Source organism: Acinetobacter sp. LipI_19, assembly GCF_058242925.1.
In genome coordinates this window covers 3,612,784-3,636,076 of the sequence record NZ_JBZAYK010000001.1, presented here as the reverse complement: position 1 = coordinate 3,636,076, position 23,293 = coordinate 3,612,784, and the positions used below count along the sequence as shown (strand labels likewise).

The 23,293-nt window shown below is 39.1% G+C and carries 17 protein-coding genes; 14 read left to right on the top strand and 3 right to left on the bottom strand.

The genetic code is table 11. The annotated features are described in order from the left end of the window. Window positions 1-3: 3 nt before the first annotated feature. From rplA to AC4CVF_RS17435, 7 genes are all read left to right on the top strand, one after another. A complete protein-coding gene (gene rplA, locus AC4CVF_RS17465) occupies window positions 4-699 on the top strand; it encodes a 50S ribosomal protein L1 (RefSeq protein ID WP_004718482.1) in 696 nt (231 codons plus the stop codon). Between the two features lie 361 nt (window positions 700-1,060). Then, on the top strand, window positions 1,061-1,567 hold the full coding sequence (gene rplJ / locus AC4CVF_RS17460) for a 50S ribosomal protein L10 (protein ID WP_336952377.1): 507 nt from the start codon (window positions 1,061-1,063) through the stop codon (window positions 1,565-1,567). A 48-nt stretch (window positions 1,568-1,615) separates the two neighbouring features. Continuing rightward, window positions 1,616-1,981 (top strand): 50S ribosomal protein L7/L12, encoded by a 366-nt coding sequence (gene rplL / locus AC4CVF_RS17455; protein WP_004818508.1) that lies wholly within the window; start codon window positions 1,616-1,618, stop codon window positions 1,979-1,981. Window positions 1,982-2,285: 304 nt separating this feature from the next. After that, window positions 2,286-6,374, top strand: coding sequence for a DNA-directed RNA polymerase subunit beta (gene rpoB, locus AC4CVF_RS17450; protein ID WP_004718475.1), 4,089 nt, complete (start codon window positions 2,286-2,288; stop codon window positions 6,372-6,374). 145 nt (window positions 6,375-6,519) lie between these two features. Continuing rightward, on the top strand, window positions 6,520-10,713 hold the full coding sequence (gene rpoC, locus AC4CVF_RS17445; RefSeq protein WP_336952374.1) for a DNA-directed RNA polymerase subunit beta': 4,194 nt from the start codon (window positions 6,520-6,522) through the stop codon (window positions 10,711-10,713). 83 nt (window positions 10,714-10,796) lie between these two features. Then, a complete protein-coding gene (locus tag AC4CVF_RS17440; protein WP_490789773.1) occupies window positions 10,797-11,369 on the top strand; it encodes a hypothetical protein in 573 nt (190 codons plus the stop codon). Between the two features lie 230 nt (window positions 11,370-11,599). Continuing rightward, window positions 11,600-11,956, top strand: a complete 357-nt coding sequence (locus tag AC4CVF_RS17435; protein WP_336952370.1) for a YMGG-like glycine zipper-containing protein — start codon at window positions 11,600-11,602, stop codon at window positions 11,954-11,956. A gap of 150 nt (window positions 11,957-12,106) precedes the next feature. On the opposite strand, the gene AC4CVF_RS17430 is transcribed toward AC4CVF_RS17435, so the two are convergent. Further along, a complete protein-coding gene (locus AC4CVF_RS17430) occupies window positions 12,107-12,595 on the bottom strand; it encodes a PaaI family thioesterase (RefSeq protein WP_336952368.1) in 489 nt (162 codons plus the stop codon). Window positions 12,596-12,714: 119 nt separating this feature from the next. Between AC4CVF_RS17430 and AC4CVF_RS17425 the strand changes: the two genes are divergently transcribed. The 7 genes from AC4CVF_RS17425 to AC4CVF_RS17395 all read left to right on the top strand — a co-directional run bounded on the left by AC4CVF_RS17425 (window position 12,715) and on the right by AC4CVF_RS17395 (window position 20,090). Then, window positions 12,715-13,590: an alpha/beta fold hydrolase gene (locus AC4CVF_RS17425; protein ID WP_419359062.1), complete on the top strand. Its 876-nt coding sequence runs from the start codon at window positions 12,715-12,717 to the stop codon at window positions 13,588-13,590. 144 nt (window positions 13,591-13,734) lie between these two features. Then, entirely contained in the window at window positions 13,735-15,153 is a 1,419-nt protein-coding gene (locus AC4CVF_RS17420; protein ID WP_004818515.1) for a Na+/H+ antiporter family protein, read from the top strand. Between the two features lie 373 nt (window positions 15,154-15,526). Continuing rightward, a complete protein-coding gene (locus AC4CVF_RS17415; RefSeq protein WP_490773547.1) occupies window positions 15,527-15,922 on the top strand; it encodes a hypothetical protein in 396 nt (131 codons plus the stop codon). Window positions 15,923-16,473: 551 nt separating this feature from the next. Then, window positions 16,474-17,085, top strand: coding sequence for an OmpW/AlkL family protein (locus tag AC4CVF_RS17410; protein WP_490789772.1), 612 nt, complete (start codon window positions 16,474-16,476; stop codon window positions 17,083-17,085). 167 nt (window positions 17,086-17,252) lie between these two features. Continuing rightward, the gene (locus AC4CVF_RS17405; protein ID WP_336952364.1) at window positions 17,253-17,594 is read left to right on the top strand and encodes a lysozyme inhibitor LprI family protein; all 342 of its coding nucleotides are present in this window, start codon (window positions 17,253-17,255) and stop codon (window positions 17,592-17,594) included. Window positions 17,595-17,686: 92 nt separating this feature from the next. After that, a complete protein-coding gene (htpG, locus tag AC4CVF_RS17400) occupies window positions 17,687-19,618 on the top strand; it encodes a molecular chaperone HtpG (RefSeq protein WP_490789771.1) in 1,932 nt (643 codons plus the stop codon). A gap of 61 nt (window positions 19,619-19,679) precedes the next feature. After that, window positions 19,680-20,090 (top strand): hypothetical protein, encoded by a 411-nt coding sequence (locus AC4CVF_RS17395; RefSeq protein WP_336952362.1) that lies wholly within the window; start codon window positions 19,680-19,682, stop codon window positions 20,088-20,090. An 81-nt stretch (window positions 20,091-20,171) separates the two neighbouring features. On the opposite strand, the gene AC4CVF_RS17390 is transcribed toward AC4CVF_RS17395, so the two are convergent. Together AC4CVF_RS17390 and AC4CVF_RS17385 are read right to left on the bottom strand one after the other, a co-directional pair. After that, window positions 20,172-21,317, bottom strand: a complete 1,146-nt coding sequence (locus tag AC4CVF_RS17390) for a hypothetical protein (RefSeq protein ID WP_336952361.1) — start codon at window positions 21,315-21,317, stop codon at window positions 20,172-20,174. A gap of 1,151 nt (window positions 21,318-22,468) precedes the next feature. Continuing rightward, complete coding sequence (locus AC4CVF_RS17385; protein ID WP_004818526.1) at window positions 22,469-23,170, bottom strand: DsbA family oxidoreductase; 702 nt, start codon at window positions 23,168-23,170, stop codon at window positions 22,469-22,471. Window positions 23,171-23,293: the final 123 nt, after the last annotated feature.

Here is a 23,293-nt window from a genome sequence, read left to right as displayed (position 1 = left end):
GACATGGCAAAGTTAACTAAACGTCAAAAAGCCATTGCTGCAGCTATTGAAGCAAACAAAGTTTACACTTTGGAAGAAGCAGTACAAGTTCTTAGCAGCCTACCTGCTGCAAAATTCAAAGAATCTTTGGATGTTGCGGTAAATCTAGGTGTTGATCCTCGTAAATCTGACCAAGTTGTTCGTGGCGCGACTACACTTCCTGCAGGTACTGGTAAAACTGTACGTGTTGCTGTGTTTGCTCAAGGCGCTGCTGCTGAAGCTGCTAAAGCTGAAGGCGCGGACATCGTTGGTTTTGATGATCTTGCTGAAAGCATTCAAGCGGGTAACTTAGATTTCGACGTTGTGATTGCTGCTCCAGATGCAATGCGTGTTGTTGGTAAGTTGGGTACGATCCTTGGTCCACGTGGCTTAATGCCAAACCCTAAAGTGGGTACTGTAACTCCTGACGTAGCAACTGCAGTTAAAAATGCAAAAGCTGGTCAAGCACGTTACCGTGTAGACAAAGCGGGTATCATCCATGCTGCGATCGGTCAAGTAGGTTTCACTGCTGAAGCTGTTCGTTCAAACGTTGAAGCGCTTATCGCTGACCTTAAGAAAGCAAAACCTGCGACTTCTAAAGGTATCTACATCCAAAAGATCACTTTGAGCTCAACTATGGGTCCTGGTCTTGTTGTTGATGTACAAAACGTTTCTAAATAATTATTTTTCAATAATTATATTGAGATAAAAGAATTTTAAAGTCCTGAGTGAAATTTGAAGTGTTACTTCAAATTTTACGCAAGAAAGAGTGATGACTTCTATTGAGGTTGAGCTTTTCTTCTTGTGGATTGATAAAGCATTGCTTTGTTAATCATCAGGCGGACTTTGAATTGATAGATGTAAATTTATCAGCGTCAAAGACCTCAGGCGAGGGGAGTCTTCGGATTCGCTTCTTAAAATACCAGTCTGAGTAGACGCGGTGGTGTGATTGATTCCTCCTCCGCGTGTAAGTCAAGAGATTGATTTACGAATTGGGAGTGCAGTCCGTGGATTGCATAAATCACCGTTAGGAGGTTTTACAATGGCTCTTCTTATCGAAGACAAAAAACAGATCGTTGCGGAAGTAAATGAAGTTGCTTCTACCGCGTTTGCTGCTGTTGTTGCTGACTACCAAGGTTTAACAGTTGAACAATTGACTACACTTCGTGTTGAAGCTCGTAAGTTAGGTGTTAAGACACGTATCGTGCGTAACACTTTGGCTAAACGTGCTTTCGAAGGTACTCAATTTGATATCTTAGACGAAAACCTTGTTGGTCCAACTATTCTAGCTTTTTCAACTTCTGAAGATGACATGGGCGCAGCTGCTCGCTTGTTTGAAGAATTTGCTAAAACTAACAAAGCATTTGAACTTAAAGCTGCTGCATTTGACGGCAAACTTTATCAAGGTGCTGAAGTTAGCGTTATCGCGAATCTTCCGAACCAAGAAAAAGCACTTACTATGCTTGCCAATGTTCTTCAAGCTCCTATTTCGAAATTGGGTCGCCTTATTACAGCGCTCAAAGAGAAAAACGAGTCAGAAGCTGCATAAGCTTAATAAATTTCACACACCATTCAATATCCATTTGGAGTTATTCTCATGGCTTTAACTAACGAAGAAATCTTAAACGCAGTTGCTGAAAAAACTGTTCTTGAACTTGTTGAACTTATCTCTGCTTTCGAAGAGAAATTCAATGTATCAGCTGCTGCTGTAGCTGTAGCTGCAGGTCCTGCTGTTGCTGCTGCTGAAGAGCAATCAGAATTCAATGTTGAATTGACTTCTTTCGGTGCTAACAAAGTTGCTGTAATTAAAGCAGTACGTGAAGTTACTGGTCTTGGCTTGAAAGAAGCTAAAGACTTAGTTGAAGGCGCTCCTTCAAATCTTAAAGAAGGCGTTTCTAAAGAAGAAGCTGAAGAACTTAAGAAAAAACTTGAAGAAACTGGTGCTACAGTTACTGTTAAGTAATTTCGCTAGGGGTCGAATTTTAATTTGACCCCAAAAATTGGCTGATGGCTCTTGGGTCATCAGCCTTTTTGCGTTACAATAACCGGCTCGATTTTAGATTGATTGGTAGAAAAACCATCAATTTTTAAAATAAATAAACATAATCAAACGCTTACCAATATTTTTCCACTTTAAAAATATTGTTAAGCGTTTTGTACCACTGAAATTTGCAGCATTTGTATAAAAGTGGTGGTCATATCGACCTGCGTAATTCCTTCTAAGTTCGTTCTGCAGGCGGACTTAGTTTACTTTCCGAGGACTCCAGATGGCATACTCATATACCGAAAAGAAACGGATCCGTAAGAATTTTGGTAAATTGCCCCAAGTCATGCATGCTCCGTACCTGCTCTCGATTCAAGTCGACTCGTACAGAACATTCTTGCAAGATGGCAAAACTCCAAAAAATCGCGAAGATATCGGTCTCCAAGCTGCATTTCGTTCAGTTTTTCCTATTGAAAGTTATTCGGGCAATGCTGCTTTAGAATTCGTTGAGTATAGTCTTGGTAAACCAGAGTTTGATGTTCGCGAATGTATTCTTCGTGGCTCAACCTTTGCGGCACCAATGCGCGTTAAAATTCGTTTGATCATCAAAGATCGTGAAACGAAATCTATTAAAGACGTACGTGAACAAGAAGTGTACATGGGTGAAATGCCACTCATGACTGAGAATGGTACCTTTGTCATCAATGGTACTGAGCGTGTAATCGTATCTCAATTACACCGTTCACCAGGCGTATTCTTTGACCATGATAAAGGTAAAACGCATTCAAGCGGTAAAGTGCTTTATTCAGCACGTATTATTCCTTATCGTGGTTCATGGTTAGATTTTGAGTTTGATGCTAAAGATTTAGTCTTTGTACGTATTGACCGTCGTCGCAAATTGCTTGCGACTGTTGTGTTACGTGCATTGAGCTATAGCAATGAACAAATTCTGAATATGTTCTACGAAAAAGTACCTGTATATCTTGATATGGGTAGCTATCAGATTGACCTTGTGCCTGAACGTCTTCGTGGTGAAATGGCTCAATTTGATATCGTGGACAATGATGGTAAAGCCATTGTTGAACAAGGTAAACGTATTAATGCTCGCCATGTACGTCAAATGGAAGCTGCTGGTTTAACTAAACTTCCAGTTCCAGATGAATATTTGTATGAGCGTATTACTGCTGAAGATATCGTGCTTAAAGATGGTGAAGTGATTACTGCTAACACTGTATTAAGTCATGAGATTTTGGTCAGAATTGCTGAAGGTGGTATTAAACAATTTAATATCCTGTTCACCAATGACATCGATCGCGGTTCTTTTGTTGCTGACACCTTACGTGCAGATACAACATCTGGCCGTGAAGAAGCACTTGTAGAAATCTACAAAGTGATGCGTCCAGGTGAGCCACCAACGAAAGAAGCGGCTGAAAACTTATTCAATAACTTATTCTTCTCTACAGAGCGTTATGATTTATCGCCTGTGGGTCGTATGAAGTTTAACCGTCGTTTGGGTCGTCCTTACGAAGTGGGTACAGATCAGAAGTCTCGTGAAGTAGAAGGTATTCTTTCTAACGATGACATCATCGATGTACTGAAAACATTGGTAGAAATTCGTAACGGTAAAGGTGAAGTCGACGATATCGATCACTTGGGTAACCGTCGCGTACGTTCTGTTGGTGAAATGACAGAAAACCAATTCCGTGTTGGTTTGGTTCGTGTTGAGCGTGCTGTTAAAGAGCGTTTAAACCAAGCTGAAACAGATAACTTGTCTCCACAAGATTTGATCAATGCGAAACCAGTTGCTGCTGCAATCAAAGAATTCTTTGGTTCAAGCCAATTGTCACAGTTTATGGATCAAAACAACCCATTGTCAGAAATTACACACAAACGTCGTGTATCTGCGCTTGGGCCTGGTGGTTTGACACGTGAACGTGCGGGCTTTGAGGTACGTGACGTACATCAAACTCACTATGGTCGTGTATGTCCAATTGAAACGCCTGAAGGACCAAACATTGGTTTGATCAACTCGCTTTCTGTTTATGCAAAAGCGAACAACTTCGGTTTCTTGGAAACACCATACCGTCGCGTTGTTGATGGTCGTGTAACAGATGATGTTGAATATTTATCTGCAATTGAAGAAGTTGGTACTGTGATTGCACAGGCCGATTCTGCATTGGATAAAGATGGACATTTAACTGAAGACTTCGTTTCAGTACGTCACCAAGGTGACTTCGTTCGTATGCCGCCTGAAAAAGTGACGCATATGGATGTATCGGCTCAACAGGTTGTCTCTGTCGCTGCATCTCTTATTCCATTCCTTGAACACGATGATGCTAACCGTGCCTTGATGGGTTCAAACATGCAACGTCAGGCTGTTCCTACATTGCTTGCTGATAAACCACTTGTGGGTACCGGCATGGAAGCAAACGTAGCGCACGACTCTGGTGTATGTGTGATTGCGAAACGTGGTGGACGCATTGAGTTTGTAGATGCATCACGTGTGGTTATTCGTGTCAATGAAGATGAAATGATCGCGGGTGAAGCAGGTGTAGATATCTACAACTTGATCAAATACACGCGTTCAAACCAAAACACATGTATTAACCAAAAAGTGCTTGTGAGCATGGGCGATAAAGTCGGTCGTGGTGACGTTCTTGCTGATGGTCCATCAACTGATGGTGGTGAATTAGCACTAGGTCAGAACATGCGTGTCGCGTTCATGACTTGGAATGGTTATAACTACGAAGACTCGATTTTATTATCTGAACGTGTTCTTCAAGAAGATCGTTTAACTTCAATTCATATTCAAGAATTATCATGTGTTGCACGTGATACGAAGTTAGGTGCGGAAGAAATCACTGCCGATATTCCTAACGTAGGTGAAGCAGCGTTATCTAAACTTGATGAATCAGGTATTGTTTATATCGGTGCTGAAGTTGCAGCGGGTGATATTCTTGTTGGTAAAGTGACACCTAAAGGTGAAACACAATTAACTCCTGAAGAAAAATTACTTCGTGCAATCTTTGGTGAGAAAGCGGCAGACGTTAAAGATTCATCTTTACGTGTTTCTTCAAGCGTTAAAGGTACAGTCATCGACGTTCAAGTGTTTACACGTGACGGTATCGAGAAAGATGAACGTGCTCAAGCGATTGAGAAAGCGCAACTTGATGCTTACCGTAAAGACTTGAAAGAAGAATTCAAAATTTTCGAAGAAGCTGCTCGTGAACGTATTATCCGTTTGTTAAAAGGCCAAGAGTCGAATGGCGGCGGTACTACGAAGCGTGGTGATAAGCTATCTGAAGATGTATTGTCTGGTTTAGAGCTTGTTGATCTTTTAGAAGTTCAACCAACAGATGAAGGTATTGCTGAACGCTTAACTCAAATTCAAGTGTTCTTGAAAGAGAAGAGCTACGAGATCGATGAGAAATTTGCTGAGAAAAAACGCAAACTTTCTACAGGTGATGAGCTTACAACAGGTGTCTTGAAAGTTGTTAAAGTTTACTTAGCTGTAAAACGTCGTATCCAGCCTGGTGATAAGATGGCGGGTCGTCACGGTAACAAAGGTGTTGTATCAAACATCTTGCCTGTTGAAGACATGCCGCATGACATCCATGGTGTTCCAGTTGATGTCGTACTTAACCCATTGGGTGTACCATCACGTATGAACGTGGGGCAGATTCTTGAAACTCACTTAGGTATGGCTGCAAAAGGTCTTGGCGATAAGATCGACAAGATGATGAAAGAGCAACGTACTGTTCTTGAGCTTCGTGATTTCTTAGACAAGATTTATAACAAAGTTGGTGGCGAGCAAGAAGATCTTGATAGCTTGACCGATGAAGAAATCTTGGTGTTATCAGGTAACTTGCGTAAAGGTGTTCCTTTAGCTACGCCAGTATTTGATGGTGCAGAAGAGAGTCAGATCAAAGAGTTGCTTGAGCTTGGTGGTATCTCACGTACAGGTCAAACAGTATTGTATGACGGACGTACAGGTGAGCGTTTTGACCGCCCAGTAACTGTTGGTTATATGTATATGCTCAAGTTGAACCATTTGGTTGATGACAAGATGCATGCGCGTTCTACTGGTTCTTATTCACTTGTAACTCAACAACCGCTTGGTGGTAAAGCACAATTCGGTGGTCAGCGTTTCGGTGAGATGGAAGTCTGGGCACTAGAAGCTTATGGTGCTGCTTATACACTTCAAGAAATGCTTACTGTGAAGTCGGATGACGTTGAAGGTCGTACTCGCATCTATAAGAATATTGTAGATGGTAACCATTATATGGATCCGGGTATGCCTGAATCGTTTAACGTATTGACCAAAGAGATCCGTTCTTTAGGTATCAACATTGAACTGAAAAATGGTGACTAAATCCCCCCCATTCCCCCTTTGTTAAAGGGGGGAATGTCCCTTCTTTAAGAAAGAGGGGGTAGGGGAGATGCCAAATCTCAGTGAAAAAACAATATTTGTGACCCAGTCGTAGCCTGAAAAGCGCTTCGACACACGGAGAAAAAAATTGAAAGACTTGCTCGATATCATGCGCAAAAAGACGGATTCAGATGGTCACGCTCCAGTAGAGTTTGACCGTATCCGTATTGGTCTTGCGTCACCAGAAATGATTAAGTCATGGTCTCACGGTGAAGTTAAAAAGCCAGAAACCATTAACTATCGTACGTTTAAACCAGAACGTGATGGTTTATTCTGTGCCAAAATCTTTGGTCCAGTAAAAGATTACGAATGCTTGTGTGGTAAATACAAGCGTATGAAATATAAAGGCGTCATTTGTGAAAAATGTGGCGTTGAAGTAACAACTGCAAAAGTTCGTCGTGAGCGTATGGGTCACATCGAGCTTGCTTCTCCAGTTGCGCATATTTGGTTCTTGAAATCATTACCAAGCCGTATCGGTTTATTACTTGATATGACTTTACGTGATATCGAACGTGTATTGTACTTCGAATCTTATGTGGTCACTGATCCTGGCATGACGCCAATGGAAAAGTACCAACTTCTTAACGATGAAGAATACTTCACAGCGTTAGAAGAACATGGTGATGAATTCAGCGCGAAAATGGGTGCAGAAGCAGTTCAAGATTTGTTGAAAGACATCGATCTTGAAGCTGAAATTTCTCGTTTACGTGAAGAAATTCCGAACACGACTTCAGAAACGAAGCTTAAAAAAGCCTCTAAACGTTTGAAGTTGATGGAAGCGTTCAAAGAGTCGAACAACAAGCCTGAATGGATGGTGATGAATGTACTTCCTGTACTTCCACCTGATCTTCGTCCGTTGGTACCGCTTGAAGGTGGTCGTTTTGCGACTTCTGACTTGAACGATCTTTATCGTCGTGTGATCAACCGTAACAACCGTTTAAAACGTCTTCTTGACCTTGCTGCACCAGACATTATCGTACGTAACGAAAAACGTATGTTACAAGAGTCTGTGGATGCGTTATTGGACAATGGTCGTCGTGGTCGTGCAATTACTGGTTCGAACAAACGTCCGCTTAAATCTTTGGCAGATATGATCAAAGGTAAGCAAGGTCGTTTCCGTCAAAACTTACTTGGTAAGCGTGTCGATTATTCTGGTCGTTCGGTAATTACTGTAGGTCCAACTTTACGTTTACACCAATGTGGTCTTCCAAAGAAAATGGCTCTTGAATTATTCAAGCCTTTTATCTTTGCTAAGCTACAAGCTTCTGGCCAAGCAACAACCATTAAAGCTGCGAAGAAAATGGTTGAGCGTGAAACCCCTGAAGTTTGGGACGTTCTTGCATCTGTAATTCGTCAACATCCAGTCATGTTGAACCGTGCGCCAACACTTCACCGTTTAGGTCTTCAAGCATTTGAACCTATCTTAATTGAAGGTAAAGCGATCCGTTTACATCCACTCGTTTGTGCTGCGTTTAACGCCGACTTCGATGGTGACCAAATGGCGGTTCACGTTCCATTAACACTTGAAGCTCAATTAGAAGCTCGTGCGTTAATGATGTCGACTAACAATATCTTGTCACCTGCAAATGGTGAGCCGATCATTGTACCTTCTCAGGACGTTGTCTTGGGCTTGTATTACATCACACGTGATGCAATCAATGCCAAAGGTGAAGGCATGGTGTTTGCGGATACTCATGAAGTAAACCGTGCACTTGCAACTGGTCAAGTTGACTTACATGCGCGTGTAAAAGCACGTGTACACCAAACAGTGATTGATGAAAACGGTAACCGTGAGCATCAAACAATTGTTGTAGATACGACGCCTGGTCGTTGCTTACTTTGGGAAGTTGTGCCTGAAGGTATGGATTTCCAACAAATCAACGTTGAGATGACGAAAAAGAACATCTCTAAATTGATTAACTCTTGCTACCGTAAATTAGGTTTGAAAGATACTGTTATCTTTGCTGACCAATTGATGTACTTGGGCTTCCGTCAAGCAACACGTTCAGGTGTTTCTGTGGGTATGGAAGACATGTTGATTCCACCACAAAAACAAGCAATTATCGAAAAAGCAGAAGTTGAAGTTCGTGAAATTGAACAACAATTTGAGCAAGGTTTCGTAACGGCAGGTGAGCGTTACAACAAAGTTGTCGATATTTGGGCGCGTACCAACGACCAAGTTGCGAAAGCGATGATGGATAACTTGTCCTTCACAACTGTTAAAAATAAACAGGGCGAAGACGAGAAGCAAAAATCATTCAACAGTATCTACATGATGTCTGACTCAGGTGCCCGTGGTTCGGCAGCTCAGATTCGTCAGCTTGCGGGTATGCGTGGTTTGATGGCGAAACCAGATGGTTCGATTATTGAAACGCCGATTAAAGCGAACTTCCGTGAAGGCTTGACAGTACTTCAATACTTCATTTCAACACATGGTGCACGTAAAGGTTTGGCCGATACAGCACTTAAAACTGCGAACTCTGGTTACTTGACTCGTCGTCTTGTAGACGTAGCACAAGACTTGGTTATTACAGAGCCAGATTGCGGTACGCTTGAAGGTCTTGTAATGACTCCGTTCATTCAAGGTGGCGACGTTATTGAGCCATTAAGTGTACGTGTATTAGGACGTGTAACTGCTGAAGACGTGAAAAAAGCGGGTTCAGATGAAGTTGTTCTTCCACGTAACACATTGATTGATGAAAAAATCGCTGCATATATTGAAGATGCTGGTGTTGATGAAGTTAAAGTACGTTCAGTTGTAAACTGTGCTTCCACTTTCGGTGTATGTGCGAAATGTTATGGTCGTGACTTGGCTCGCGGTCACTTGGTAAATCCAGGTGAATCTGTTGGTGTTATGGCTGCACAATCAATTGGTGAACCTGGTACACAGTTAACCATGCGTACATTCCACGTGGGTGGTGCTGCAAGCCGAACATCTGCTGCAAATAGCGTACAAGTACGTAATAAAGGTACGGTTCGTTTTCATAACGTTAAAACTGTTCAACATGCTAAAGGCCATTTGGTATCTGTTTCACGTTCAGGTGAGATCGGTATTGCAGATGACTTAGGTCGCGAACGTGAACGTTATAAACTTCCATACGGTGCGTCTATCTTGATTAAAGATGGTCAACCTGTAGAAGGCGGCGGTATTGTTGCGACTTGGGATCCGCATACACATCCATTGGTGACAGAAGTTGCTGGTAAAGCACGCTTCAGCCAAATTTCGGATGGCGTAACTGCAACATCTAAAACTGATGATGCAACGGGTATGACGACTGTTGAAATCTTACCTGTAACAGCACGTCCTGCTTCTGGTAAAGATTTGCGTCCTGCAATCGTGTTGGATACAACAGATGGCGGCGAACAGTTCTACTTCTTGCCACAGAACACGATCGTTACTGTTCGTGATGGTGAAACGATTGGTGTTGGTGACGTTATTGGTCGTGTACCACAAGAAACTTCACGTACTCGTGATATTACCGGTGGTCTACCACGTGTAGCTGATTTGTTCGAAGCACGTAAGCCGAAAGAACATGCAATTCTTGCTGAAATTTCAGGTGTTGTAAGCTTTGGTAAAGAAACCAAAGGTAAGAACCGTTTAGTGATTACACCAGATGATGGCTCTGAAATTTATGAAGAGTTGATTCCAAAATGGCGTACCATTAACGTGTTTGAAGGTGAGCATGTTAACCGTGGTGAAACCATTTCTGATGGTCCACAAAATCCACATGACATCTTACGTTTGAAAGGTGAAGTTGCATTAACCAACTACATCGTGAACGAAGTTCAAGACGTTTACCGCTTACAAGGTGTAAAAATCAACGATAAGCATATCGAAGTAATCGTTCGTCAAATGTTGCGTAAAGTAGACATTACCGACGGTGGTGATACAAGCTTTATCAAAGGTGAACAAGTGGATTACATCCGCGTTGTGGGCGAAAACCAAGCAGTATTGGCTCAGAACAAGTTCCCTGCGAAGTATGAACGTCAATTGATGGGTATTACGAAAGCATCGCTTTCTACTGATTCGTTCATCTCTGCTGCATCGTTCCAGGAAACAACACGTGTGTTAACTGAAGCTGCTGTAACAGGGAAAGAAGATGAGTTACGTGGTTTGAAAGAAAACGTTGTTGTAGGTCGCTTGATTCCAGCTGGTACTGGTCTTGCATACCATTTAGAACGTCGTCGTCAAGAAGCAGAAGCTGCAGAGCATGAGCTTGTAAATGACTTCTCTGAAGTTGATCAAGCATTCTCTCAAGCTTTAAATGAAGATACTTTCTAAGTTAAACAGCTTTTGAAATGAAGAAGACGCCTTAGGGCGTCTTTTTTTATATACTGAGTAGACTCAAGTCATAAGCATTTAAAATGGCAATAAAAATTAGACATACATTGATGGTTTTACTGGCAGTCATGTTGGTTCCCGCCTGTTTGTTGATGTTTTTACCAGCTCAGCCAGAAATGAATTGGCAGCATAATGTATTTCAATTCATCACAGAAAAATTAAAGGTTCAAACGGGAATGTTTGGCCCCTTGGGTTTTTATACAGTATCGATTACTGCATATTTTTCGCTATTGAGCAGCATCTGGGCCGTTTTTTTATTTTGCATGATTTGGCAAGAAGAGCATGAAACTGCACCTCAAACAACCACTCAGACAGTGCAATTTAAGTTGTTGGATGGGGTAATTATGGTTGTATGTGTTATTGGATTTATCTGGTTTAGTTTTTCGATGATGCAATGGCATTTCGCGAAACAAGATATGACCATAGGTTTAGGTCGAAATGGTTATTTATTCCAATCCTTGTATCACTATCAACTTGGTGTTGTCTTTGCTGAACTCTTTTTTATGCTTTTCTTGGTATTCAGCCAGCTGGCAATCTTAATGCTTGTTTATGCAAGTTATCATTTTCTCAATGAAAAATTTAAACGAATAGAATGATGCTTTTAGTTTTAAAAATCTTGTGATTAAGTTAATGCTTTATGAGGAAATCGTCATTCAATGATAATTTCTTATTAACATGAATGTTATTTAAATTCGACTGTGCATCTTTGATAATTAAAGACTACAAATAGCAACATGAAAATTTAATTTAATCCATAAATTAGTGTTTTCATAAAATCAGTTGTAATTAATTGCATTTGTAAGTTCAGATAGAAAGGATGAATAACATGAAAAAAATAGTAATGACTATGATGTGTGTGAGTTTACCTATTGTGATGCTTACAGGTTGTGAAAACATGTCAGCAAATGATAAGCGTATTACTTCCGCGGCACTTGGTGGTGCTGTTGGTGGTGGTATAGGTAATCATGCTGGTAATGGTGTGGGTGCTGCTGTTGGTGCAGGTGGTGGTGCTGCTGTAGGAAGCAAAGCCAACAATGGTTCAAACCGTAATGCAACATATAGTGGTATAGGTGCAGGTATTGGCTCAGTCATTGGTAAAGGTGTACTCGGCGGTGATGCCGGTGCGGCCATTGGTGGTGCGATCGGTGGTGGTGCTGGTGCTGCAATTGAGCAAAATAAATAGTCGTTAAAACCAAATCAAAATAAGCGCAACGTTTATAACGTCATGCGCTTATTTTTTTATCAATATCTAATTTTAGAAGAGTTCAGCATCTCTTCACTATTACACAATTTATTGACTATTTGGCTTTAAAATGGCTCATTCAAACAGACTTCAGCGTTTTAATGGGTGAGGGTTTTTACGACGGATATACACCGTTTTTTGTACTTCAGCAATTCTTAAGCCCGAGTCGTCAAAAATATTCACTGTATAGTTACGATAGACTGGACTATAGTTTTCGGCCAAGTTCTTCACATGTTCGATTTCAATCGCATCTAAACGGATATCTGCATAAACCGTACTGCGACCAGGGGAAAGGAAATTGATGTTTGCGGTTTTGTCCCAAACCATATATTTCGGGCCTAAATGATGCATTAAAAGAAGCATATAAAATGGATCAACCATTGAATACAAACTACCGCCAAAGTGCACGCCAACAATATTTTGATTGCTATGCGTCAGTGGCATTTTGACCCGAACGTGATAGTTTTTTAGATCAATTTTTTCGATTTCAATCCCTGCACCTTTATATGGAGAAAAATGATTCAACATAAATTTGGAAACAAATGGGATTGTCTGTAGTTTTTTGATTAGCGCATTCATGGTCAATTCTAGTTATCGATTTTTAAACCATAATAAAGAACAGAATGGAATGTGGCATTGATCTAAATGCCCTTTACAACGAAATCACAGCCAATGGTAAAACAATAAAAGGTGACTCAATGCAAGTGCAAACTTATTGGATATCCACCCAAGACAAACAAAAACTTTATGCAAAAACATGGGGTAATGCTGAAAACCCTGCGTTGGTTTTGGTGCATGGCTATCCCGATAATCAAGAAGTTTGGGAACCGATTATTGAACAATTGATCTCAAAATTTTACATCATTACTTATGATGTACGTGGGGCAGGGCAGTCTTCTGTACCAAAACGAATTCGTGATTATGCTTTAGCACGCTTATCTTTGGATTTTGAGTGCGTGGTAAATGAGCTACTGCCCAATCGTAATTTTCATCTTGCAGCGCATGATTGGGGCTCGATTCAGTCGTGGGAATCTGTGACTGAACCTAAATTTAAAAATCGTATTTTGTCTTATACCACTATGTCTGGACCTTGTTTAGATCATGCGGCTTTTTGGATGCGTGAACAGTTTTTACATGAAAAGCCTAAATTTTTTAAGCAGTTATTTAAATCTTGGTATATCGTTGCATTCCAGTTACCATTTCTTGCCCCGACCGTTTGGCATTTTTTTAGCCCACAACGCTGGGGTGCAATTTTAACGCAACTTGAGAAAAAGAAAGGCTTACCCTTAAACCAAAATATTGCAAAAGATGGTGAACATGGTATCGGACTATACCGTGCTAACTTTCTTCCACGTTTAACTCGTCCACGTGAGCGTTATGCAGTATGTCCTGTACAGGCGGTTGTACTGTTAAGAGATAAATTTGTAAGTCCAGAATTGATTGATGAAGTGCCTAAATGGGCAACAGATTTTGAACGTGTAGAAGTTGATGCAAACCATTGGGCAGTACTTAGTCAACCACAAGAGATTGCACAATATATTGAAACATTTGCACTCAAAAATAGTGAGAGTTGATTCGCTTAAAGTGATGTGAGCTCTTATAAAAATAGGCCATGTTTTCACATGGCCTATTCATTTTATGACCAGTTCGACTAAATTACAGCTTCATTGAAGTGAATCTGATAAAATATCGGCTTTCAAATTTTCGTAAATTTCTCCATGAATGCTGTCGTTATTGCGATTGCCGTGATGTTTATCTTGTCACTGGCACGAGTTTCTGTTGTTTTAACATTGGTTATTTCAGCAATTATAGGTGGGTTGGTTGCAGGTTTAAGCTTGTCAGATACTGTTACAGCATTTAATGCGGGCTTGGGTGATGGTGCAGAAGTTGCCTTGGCCTATGCGGTATTAGGCGCTTTCGCTTTGGCACTTTCAAAGTCAGGCTTGCCTGATTTATTGGCCTATAAACTGATCGGCTTACTCGGTATGGAAGCCACGCAGAAACAAGCAACCAAAGTAAAATTCTTATTATTGGGTATTTTACTGATTGCCGCGATTTGTTCACAAAATTTAATTCCTGTGCATATTGCGTTTATTCCTGTGCTTGTTCCACCGCTCTTAAAAGTGATGAATCACTTGAAACTCGACCGTCGTGCCGCAGCATGTGTACTGACCTTAGGTTTAGTCGGCACATATATCTTCTTGCCTGTAGGCTTTGGTGCAATTTTTCTTGAACAAATTCTGATGGGGAATATCAACAAAATTGGCGCTGCTTATCATCTGCATGTTGAAAGAAGCATGATGCCTATGGGGATGGCTATTCCTGTATTGGGTATGGTGATTGGTACTTTATTTGCCGTTTTTGTCAGTTATCGTAAACCGCGTATTTATGTTGATCGTAATGTTGCACCAATTACCACGATTGATTTAGATAAACCACTTCGTGCGGTAAATGTTGAGGTATTAAAAGCTGATGGCATAGCCTTAGAGCAAGAAGCCAAGCAAGAAGCCCCTGTGATTGCCAAGAAAACTATTCTTATGGCATTGCTGGCAATCATTTTAACCCTGATCTCTCAATTGTATTCAGGCTCAATGATCCTTGGCGGATTAGTGGGCTTTTCTGTCTTATCTGCCGCAGGGATTTTTAAATGGCAAGAAGCGGATGATGTTTTTGTACAAGGGATGCGTATGATGGCATTGGTCGGTTTTATCATGATCTCTGCTGCGGGGTTTGCATCCGTGATGACCCATACTGGGGATATTAATCAGTTGGTCAACGGTGTTGTTCATTTGATTGGTGACAATAAAGCGCTAGCTGCTTTCTTGATGTTATTTATTGGTTTATTTGTAACGATTGGAATTGGTTCATCATTTTCAAGTGTGCCTGTACTTGCAGTCATTTATGTTCCTTTATGTGTACAATTCGGCTTCTCTCCACTTGCAACCGTTGCTCTGATTGGTACTGCGGCAGCATTAGGAGATGCGGGTTCACCAGCTTCAGATTCGACCTTGGGGCCTACTGCTGGTTTGGGCGTAGATGGGCAACATGATCATATTTGGGATACGGTTGTTCCAACATTTATCCATTTTAATATTCCATTATTGGTGTTTGGTTGGATTGCTGCGATGGTGCTGTAGCGTTTATTTTTTAAGTTAAGGCTGTTTATGATGAGATCTAAACAGCCTTTTTTATATCTGTTCGACTAAAATCATTTAAATAGATGGGTTGATATTCTTTGTAAAAATGGGAGTATTCTAGTTTTTGATATTTAAACAGCAGGAAAAATCTTAAATAATATGCCTGAATTAAGATCAGCAGATCAAGATTATCAATTATCTAAGCCTAAATAATAAGGTGAGTGGGGATTTGGCTGATCAAAGAGATACATATAAAGGTGAGTTATAAACCTTTGTGATCATACTGCCCCAATTCATAAAAATACTTCAGGATCACTGCATAGAGATACCTGATGGTAATAAGATATCATTGTAATTATTGGAAAAAGTAAATATGAATATATGTGAATTAGTGAGTTATATTGAAGTTGGTATGACCAAACCTGTTGTAGTAGATAGAGTTTTATTAGAAGAGTATGGGAATTATATGAGAGTAATTGGTTTTTTGGACAAAGAACAAATATTAATATCCTACTTTTATTATGATGAAAGTGATGAGGATACAGGGATAGATATTAATCTTAAATATGAATCATTAGATAAAGCGATACAGTCAATTGAACAGTTTTTAGGGGTTTCAATAGATGGATGGGAAAATTTTAATCGAACAGGAAATTATCCAGAACCTTTGGAGAATTGTGTTGATAATAAATGGAATAATTTAGTAAATGATATTAAGCAAGGTACTATGATTCCAAAAGGTTATAATGAAATTCGTTTGAATATATAAATTACTATATTTTTTATTGATTAAAATACTTTAATTCTTTTATCTTAAAATGAACTGTTTATCTTTAAACAATATGATTTAGACTATGTAACATAACTTTATATTGATGTTTTATTGACAGTATAGGTTGATTTAATTTCCTAATGTATAAAAATAACAAAAAACAATTTTTCGATGAACTCTCTGTTTTCAATACACTTTTATCTTTCTCGATAAAAAATTCAGAGATGCCAATCTGATTGGCTGAATCTATCATCTAGGACATGGAGGCAAGATTTTTCTCTGAAGATACAGCCCTGAAAATGAGGTTTAAATTTATTTTATAGATATTATTAATTTATAATAAAGAATCCATTTTATATTAAATTTCACTTAATAATCCTGATTAATTTGGTTGGGTTTTAAAACCAACTGTTTTGATGTGATTAAAATAAAATTTATTGTATAACAGTTACTTAAAAATATATATTAATTCTTAATTTAAATAAATGTTGCAATATTATTAATACCTATGTTTAATGTTTATTAATAACAACGCTGGGGTATTTATAATGTTAAAGCAAACTGCTCTTATTGCATTAATGGCAATTTCTTCTGCTTCATTTGCAGATTGGCAAGTCAAGGTTGGTGGTTCGGTGATTGCACCAACACAAGACACCAAAGTTGCTGGTGTTGGTACTGTGAAAGCAGACCATGAATATGCTTTTACGCCTTCTGTAGAATATATCTTTGGTGAAACACCTTTCTCTGCGGAAGTTTTATTAGCTACACCAATTAGCCACGATGTGAAATTAGATGGTGAAAAAGCAGTTAACCTTAAACACTTACCACCAACTGTAACGTTTAAATATAACTTCAAAAACTCTACACGTTTTACACCATATATTGGTGTTGGTGGTACAGCATTCCTTGCATGGGATGAGGAATCATCTGGGGCATTGGCGGGCACTAAGATTAAAGTTAAAGATGATTTTGGTTTTGCTGGTCAAATCGGTTTTAACTTCCAACCTGCTGATGCAAAAAACTGGGGTGTTTTCTTTGATGCCCGTTATGCTCAATTAAGCCCAGAAGTGACTGTTAAAGCGGGTAATACTACTGCTGCAAAATTTGATTTAGATATTGATCCAGTTATCTATACTTTGGGTTATAGCTATAGATTCTAAGTTCGCTTTAGACTCATAAAAAACTCGGTAAATTTACCGAGTTTTTTTATTTTTACAGAGCCTTATATATTGAAACAAGAAGCAATAAAAAATAGTTATTTTTAGCTATATAAGCGCTGATTAAATCCATTTAATCTATCAGAACATCAATAAGACTTTGACATGATATGAAAAATTTAATTTTTATAATATTGGTAGGGTTAAGTAGCAGCACAATAGCCAATGCAGCAAGTTTTAATTGTGAGCATGCTCAGACCAAAAGCGAACATGCCATTTGTGAGCATCGCAGTTTAAACGATGCAGATGTCAAAATGGCGACCACCTATACCATTATCCGTAAACTTGTTCCGATGGGAACACGGGGTGTGATACAGGATCAGCAAGTGAAATGGTTACAACTGCGCAATCAATGTCAGGACAATCTACGTTGTTTAACCGATGCGTATCAGATGCGCCAGCAAAAACTAGAGATTTATATGAATCGAGTTTACCAACAAGGTCCATTTTAAAAAAAATTAAATTTGCCTATTGAAATATGCTTAAACCACTCCATTTCTAATGCATTCAATAAAAAAGCGTTATGAATTTACGGAGTGATTTTATGAGTGAACAGAACGTACAACACAGTTCAAAAAAGCATAGCTTTCAAGCAGAAGTGGCTCAGCTTTTACATTTAGTGACGCATTCACTTTATTCTAACCCTGAAATTTTCCTACGCGAGCTGATTTCAAATGCTTCAGATGCATGTGATAAGTTACGTTTTGAAGGAATTAACCATCCTGAATATTATGAGAATGATCCAGACTTACATGTTCGTGTAAGCCTAGATAAAGATGCGAAAACAATCACCATCTCAGACAACGGTATTGGTTTAAGCCAACAAGAAGCAATTGATAACTTAGGAACGATTGCTAAATCAGGCACCAAAGACTTTATGTCAAAGTTATCTGGTGACCAAAAAGCTGATGCACAACTGATTGGCCAGTTTGGTGTAGGTTTTTATTCTGGTTTTATCGTTGCTGATAAAATTACCGTTGAATCTCGCCGTGCAGGTTTAGATGCATCAGAAGGTGTACGTTGGATCAGTGGTGGTACGGGTGACTTTGAAGTCGAACAAATTGAGAAGGCTTCACGTGGAACGTCGATTATTTTACATTTACGTGATGACGCACTGGATTATTTAGAATCTTATAAAATTAAACAAATTATCAATAAATACTCAGACCATATCAGCTTACCTATCGAAATGCAGAAGGAAGTTTGGCAGGAAGAAGAAGCAGCTGAAGGTGAAGAGAAAAAACCAGGTCATTATGTTAAAACAGATGAATGGGAAGCGATTAACTCAGCAAGTGCCTTGTGGACACGTAGCAAAGGCGAAATTACTGAAGAGCAGTATGTAGAATTCTATAAGAATTTAACTCATGACTTTGATGCACCATTGGCTTGGGCACATAACCGAGTTGAAGGCAGTACTGAATATACCCAATTGCTTTATATTCCAAGTAAAGCACCAAGTAATATTTTCACGCGTGAAGCTAAAGCAGGCATCAAACTTTATGTAAAACGTGTATTTATTATGGATGATGCAGATAATCTGATTCCAAATTATCTACGTTTTGTACAAGGTGTGGTGGATAGTGCTGATCTGCCGCTTAATGTAAGCCGTGAGATTCTACAAGAAAGCCGTGATGTGAAAACCATCCGTGAAGGTAATGCACGTCGTGTATTGACAACATTGGATGCTTTAGCAAAATCAGAAGATCAAGCTGATCAAGACAAATTTAAAACTTTCTATGCTGAATTTGGTTCAGTGATCAAGGAAGGTTTAGGTGAAGACTTTGGTAATCGTGAACGTATTCTAAAACTTTTACGCTTCTCTACTTCGAGCAATGATGAGGTATCAACATCATTGGAAGCTTATAAAGCACGCATGAAAGAAGGGCAAAAAGCTATCTATTATGTGACTGCCGATAGCTTAGCGGCTGCGAAAAACTCTCCGCAACTTGAATTATTCCGTAAAAAAGACATTGAAGTTTTGCTTATGGCAGATCGTGTTGATGAATGGGCGATGGAGTTTGTGCATGACTTTGATGGCACTCCTATGCAAAATGTTGCAAAGGGTGCAGTCGATCTTGGTGATTTACAAGATGCGGAAGAGAAAAAAGCACTCGAAGCTGCCGCAGAACAGTTTAAACCTGTGGTTGAAAAACTCTCTGATTCATTAAAAGCCAAGACCAAAGAAGTGCGTGTGACAACGCGTTTAGTGGACTCACCAGCATGTCTAGTGACCAGCGATGGTGAGCTTTCGCCGCAGTTAATTCGTATGTTAAAACAAGCGGGTCAGGCTGTACCTGAATCTAAACCAATTCTGGAAATTAACCCTGAACATCCTTTAGTAAAAAAACTTGAAAGTTCAGCCCAGTTTGATGATTTAGCCAATGTGATCTTTGATCAGGCAGTAATTGCTGAGGGTGGTTTACCTGATGATCCTGCTGAATATGTAAAACGTATTAACAATTTATTGCTTAAATAAGTCGTAATTTGTTTTAACAGAGCCTATCTTTAAGATAGGCTTTTTTATATAAACACATTCAATGAATAATTTTAAAAGAATTCAATGTATAGGTTGTTTTGTATTGCTCAGTTTAGCTACAACAGTTGTGATGGCATATGAACTTCCACCAGTTGAAAAGCGTAATGCAAATACCACAGATATTTCAGTACATAACGCCATGTTCTTAAGACAAAATACACAGGCTGCTGTGATGGGTATATTGAAAAAAAATGGCCAGAACTATGAACTTGCTGCTAGCGATGGGAAAGGGGGAATGGCGTTACCGATAGCGGTACATCCAAGCCTTAAAATAGACGATGCTTTAGTCGATAAAGAAGTTAGGGCGATTGGGCGAATGACTTATGAAACAATGTATATGCCCAATTCTAGCGACTTTGGTCCCGCTTATAGTTTTACTTTTGAATTGTTTTCAATTGCCCCATTGAATTAAAAGGGTGTGGCAGGCATTTTACCAACATCAGTGGATAAGTCGAAACTTATCCACAGTTCAGCTTAAAGATTCAGCTTATGCTTAAAATAACGCTTCTAAACGTACCAAAGCGCTTGGGAAATGGCTACGATCTTCACGACGATCATTAAAATAATTTAAGTCGCCTTGTACGTAAAACCATTCACGCCAAACAGGTTGTCGCCAAGAAACAAAAGGCCCCCAACTGTTGAGCTTAAGGTCATTATTATTATAATAACCGCCAGTATAGATACCATAGTTAAAGCGATTATTTTTAAAGAACTGATGTTGTCGATAAGTACGGTTATCCCAAGTTAAATCATCGTCTTGTTCATCTGCATACGTCACATAGAATTGGTTGGAAATAAAGGGCTGATTGGGGCGAGCATGGGTCAGCTCTAAGTTGGTTCTCAAATAGTTTTCACTGTCGATCCCATAGCGGTAAATCTGTTCCGCATGAAAAGTAAAATCATTCCCCAGTTTCCAATCCTTTTGAGCCTTTAAACGTGCATAGATATCATCACCTGAACGAATACCAAGGTCTGCATCTAAGTCAAAAGGTAAGCGTTTAGAAAGCTGTGACCAACGTAAAGCAATCGAGCTGTTATCATCACGAATTTGTTTACCATCCACTCGTTTATCTGGATCGCCATCAGCATGATTATTGTTGATCGCTATATTATTTGTAATTTCATCATCTAATGAATCATCACCAAAGACCACACTTAAACGGTTTTCAAGTGTGGGTAATTTAACTTTTCCTCGGATACGAGGATTGACATCATAACCATCATGCTTATTCCATTGATTATCAACAATGATCCGCAACGTTGCTGACGCTGGATGTGCAGGATCAGTTTTTCCAAACCAGTTGTCCATTTTATTGGCTGTACGGTCTGCCCAATTGCTAATCTTTTTCTGCTTTTTGTCGGCCCAAGTTTGATCTTCTGTTGCATCCGTTGGGGGAACAATAACTTGATTAGATTGTTCTGGGAAAATGGTCGGTGTTGAGTCAACAATTTTTGGAATATAGTTGAGCAAGCCCATCTCATTTTCTTTGGCGCTGGCTAAAGAAGGTTGCTGATCGACTTTCCCCGTTTTAGCATTCGCTTCAAGACTGCTATTTACTTCTGCAAACGCAGTGTTCCCAAAAAAACCGCCTAATATTAAGACATAAGGTAGTTTTGAGAAGATTGATATTTTATTCATATGCCCACTTCTTAAACTTTGAGTCATTCAGTACTTCATTTTCGATATAACTATGCCTTAAAAAAACACTAAATTTCAATGGAATCGCTATTTTAAGTACAAAAAACATAAATTTATTTAAAATGAAGCGTATTCTATCCACATTATCGCGAATCAAAGCGTGACTTAAGCTATTTTTTAATAAATAAGCGCTTTTATTATCCAAAGCTCAATTATGGTAAAGCTTTTACGCTAAAAATTCTTTGGAGACAAAATCTACACTTATCCAAGAATAGATAAGCGATTTTAAATATAGTCAAACTGCATAATTATTCATGCAAGTGATTTGCTTCAAGTCATTGATTAGACATGAAGCATGTATCTTTTATGAACTTTTTAAAAACTATGGGTTATCAATTCATTTTTTGTGCTTTTGAATCATAAATAGTTGCCCTACAGTGTGGCGACATGGATGTCGCCGTTGGGCGGGGGGATATGAGCAAAAATAAAGCACTGCTTTGTTTGCAGCGCAAGAGCCCTGTTAAACGAAAGATTTTTGTCATCTTTTCATCTCTGAAAAGTGAGGCATCGCCTACGCAAAGGTATTTAAGCTTTGAATGTATGGTACGGCATTGCAAGCTTTTTATAATCAAACAAATTATTTCCTAAGGCAATTGATTTAGTTGAAAATATTAATCAAGAGAAATTATATTCTTGTGTATGAGTTTTTGACAGGTTGACTATAGTAGCAATGCACTTTTGAAAAGCGAGAATGAAGAAAAATTATACGCTGTTGTGGATAACTTTAATTTTATCCTCAAAGCCTATTTTATTGCGGCATAAACAAAAACACCTCCAAAAGAGGAGGTGTTGTGTCTTAAAAAATAAGAAAATTAAAAAAGAAACTACAGCGCATGAATTTCGTGGGAACGAAAAATATTTATTGATCTTAGTCTAAGAAAAAGGTGATGAATAGTTGCTTTTCTGCAACGCTGTATTGCAAAAATGGCACGTAAAATTTAAAAAATGACTCATTAAAAATAAGACATAGAAATCATTCAGTATATTTTTTATGATCTGTTTCGGTTGGTTTTTTAATCATTTTCTTAAATATTATTATGCTTATTGAATACTGAAGAAACTCCTTCAAGGAATTTCTCCAGTAGCTGATTTTATTTGTTGGGAACTTCACAAGACTCATCAGCACAAACAGGGCCATCCTGTTGCTCGATTTCAGCATCATTCGCAGTTTCAAGGGCTTTTTCTAACACTTGTACAAAGACTTCACGTGGTTGAGCACCCGCTAAAGCCACACGTTGATCAAAGACAAAGAATGGTACGCCTGTTACTTTTAATTGTTCATGAGCAACTTGTTCATCGAATTTTACAAAGTCAGCATATTCTTCAGAGTCTAGAACATCATCAACTTCTATTGGATTTAAGCCAATACGAGATGCGACATCTTCAATTGTTTCCCGTTCACCAATCGGTAAACCTTGAGTCATATAGCTATAGAAAAAAGCTTCTTCTGCTTCTGAACCTAAACCCTTACTTTGTGCAAGGTGAATGATCCGATGGGCGTTAAAGGTATTTCCTGAGTTGGCATTTTCCCAGTTAAATTGGATGCCTTCTTCTTTTGCCATTGCTGCAATATTGCGTTGCATATCTTCGACTTCAGGGATACTACGCCCATATTTTTGCGCAAGACGTTCAGAGTTTGAAACTTCTTGACGCGTAGGTGCTTCAGGATCAAGTTCAAAACTGTGCCAATGGACTTCAAGCTCAATACCTGCTTGTTCAGCAGCAGCTTCTAAACGTTTTTTACCGATATAGCAAAAAGGGCAAACCACATCTGACCAAATATCTACGCGCATGGGAAATCTCTACAATCTAATTTTGGATTATGATGGGGTTTGTTTGCATAAATTTAAAGTGAAACTTTTAAGCAGTCTTATTTTAAGGTGATTCAACAAAGGTTATTTATTGTTATTTTGCAT

Excerpts from the sequence above, each read along its gene's own strand:
- AC4CVF_RS17405 (WP_336952364.1), top strand. The coding sequence starts at position 17,253 with ATGAAAAATTTAATTTTTATAATATTGGTAGGGTTAAGTAGCAGCACA.
- AC4CVF_RS17435 (WP_336952370.1), top strand. The coding sequence starts at position 11,600 with ATGAAAAAAATAGTAATGACTATGATGTGTGTGAGTTTACCTATTGTG.
- AC4CVF_RS17430 (WP_336952368.1), bottom strand. The coding sequence starts at position 12,595 with ATGAATGCGCTAATCAAAAAACTACAGACAATCCCATTTGTTTCCAAA.
- rplJ (WP_336952377.1), top strand. The coding sequence starts at position 1,061 with ATGGCTCTTCTTATCGAAGACAAAAAACAGATCGTTGCGGAAGTAAAT.
- AC4CVF_RS17395 (WP_336952362.1), top strand. The coding sequence starts at position 19,680 with ATGAATAATTTTAAAAGAATTCAATGTATAGGTTGTTTTGTATTGCTC.
- AC4CVF_RS17425 (WP_419359062.1), top strand. The coding sequence starts at position 12,715 with ATGCAAGTGCAAACTTATTGGATATCCACCCAAGACAAACAAAAACTT.
- AC4CVF_RS17390 (WP_336952361.1), bottom strand. The coding sequence starts at position 21,317 with ATGAATAAAATATCAATCTTCTCAAAACTACCTTATGTCTTAATATTA.
- AC4CVF_RS17440 (WP_490789773.1), top strand. The coding sequence starts at position 10,797 with ATGGCAATAAAAATTAGACATACATTGATGGTTTTACTGGCAGTCATG.
- AC4CVF_RS17410 (WP_490789772.1), top strand. The coding sequence starts at position 16,474 with ATGTTAAAGCAAACTGCTCTTATTGCATTAATGGCAATTTCTTCTGCT.
- rplL (WP_004818508.1), top strand. The coding sequence starts at position 1,616 with ATGGCTTTAACTAACGAAGAAATCTTAAACGCAGTTGCTGAAAAAACT.
- AC4CVF_RS17420 (WP_004818515.1), top strand. The coding sequence starts at position 13,735 with ATGAATGCTGTCGTTATTGCGATTGCCGTGATGTTTATCTTGTCACTG.
- rpoB (WP_004718475.1), top strand. The coding sequence starts at position 2,286 with ATGGCATACTCATATACCGAAAAGAAACGGATCCGTAAGAATTTTGGT.
- AC4CVF_RS17415 (WP_490773547.1), top strand. The coding sequence starts at position 15,527 with ATGAATATATGTGAATTAGTGAGTTATATTGAAGTTGGTATGACCAAA.
- htpG (WP_490789771.1), top strand. The coding sequence starts at position 17,687 with ATGAGTGAACAGAACGTACAACACAGTTCAAAAAAGCATAGCTTTCAA.
- rplA (WP_004718482.1), top strand. The coding sequence starts at position 4 with ATGGCAAAGTTAACTAAACGTCAAAAAGCCATTGCTGCAGCTATTGAA.
- AC4CVF_RS17385 (WP_004818526.1), bottom strand. The coding sequence starts at position 23,170 with ATGCGCGTAGATATTTGGTCAGATGTGGTTTGCCCTTTTTGCTATATC.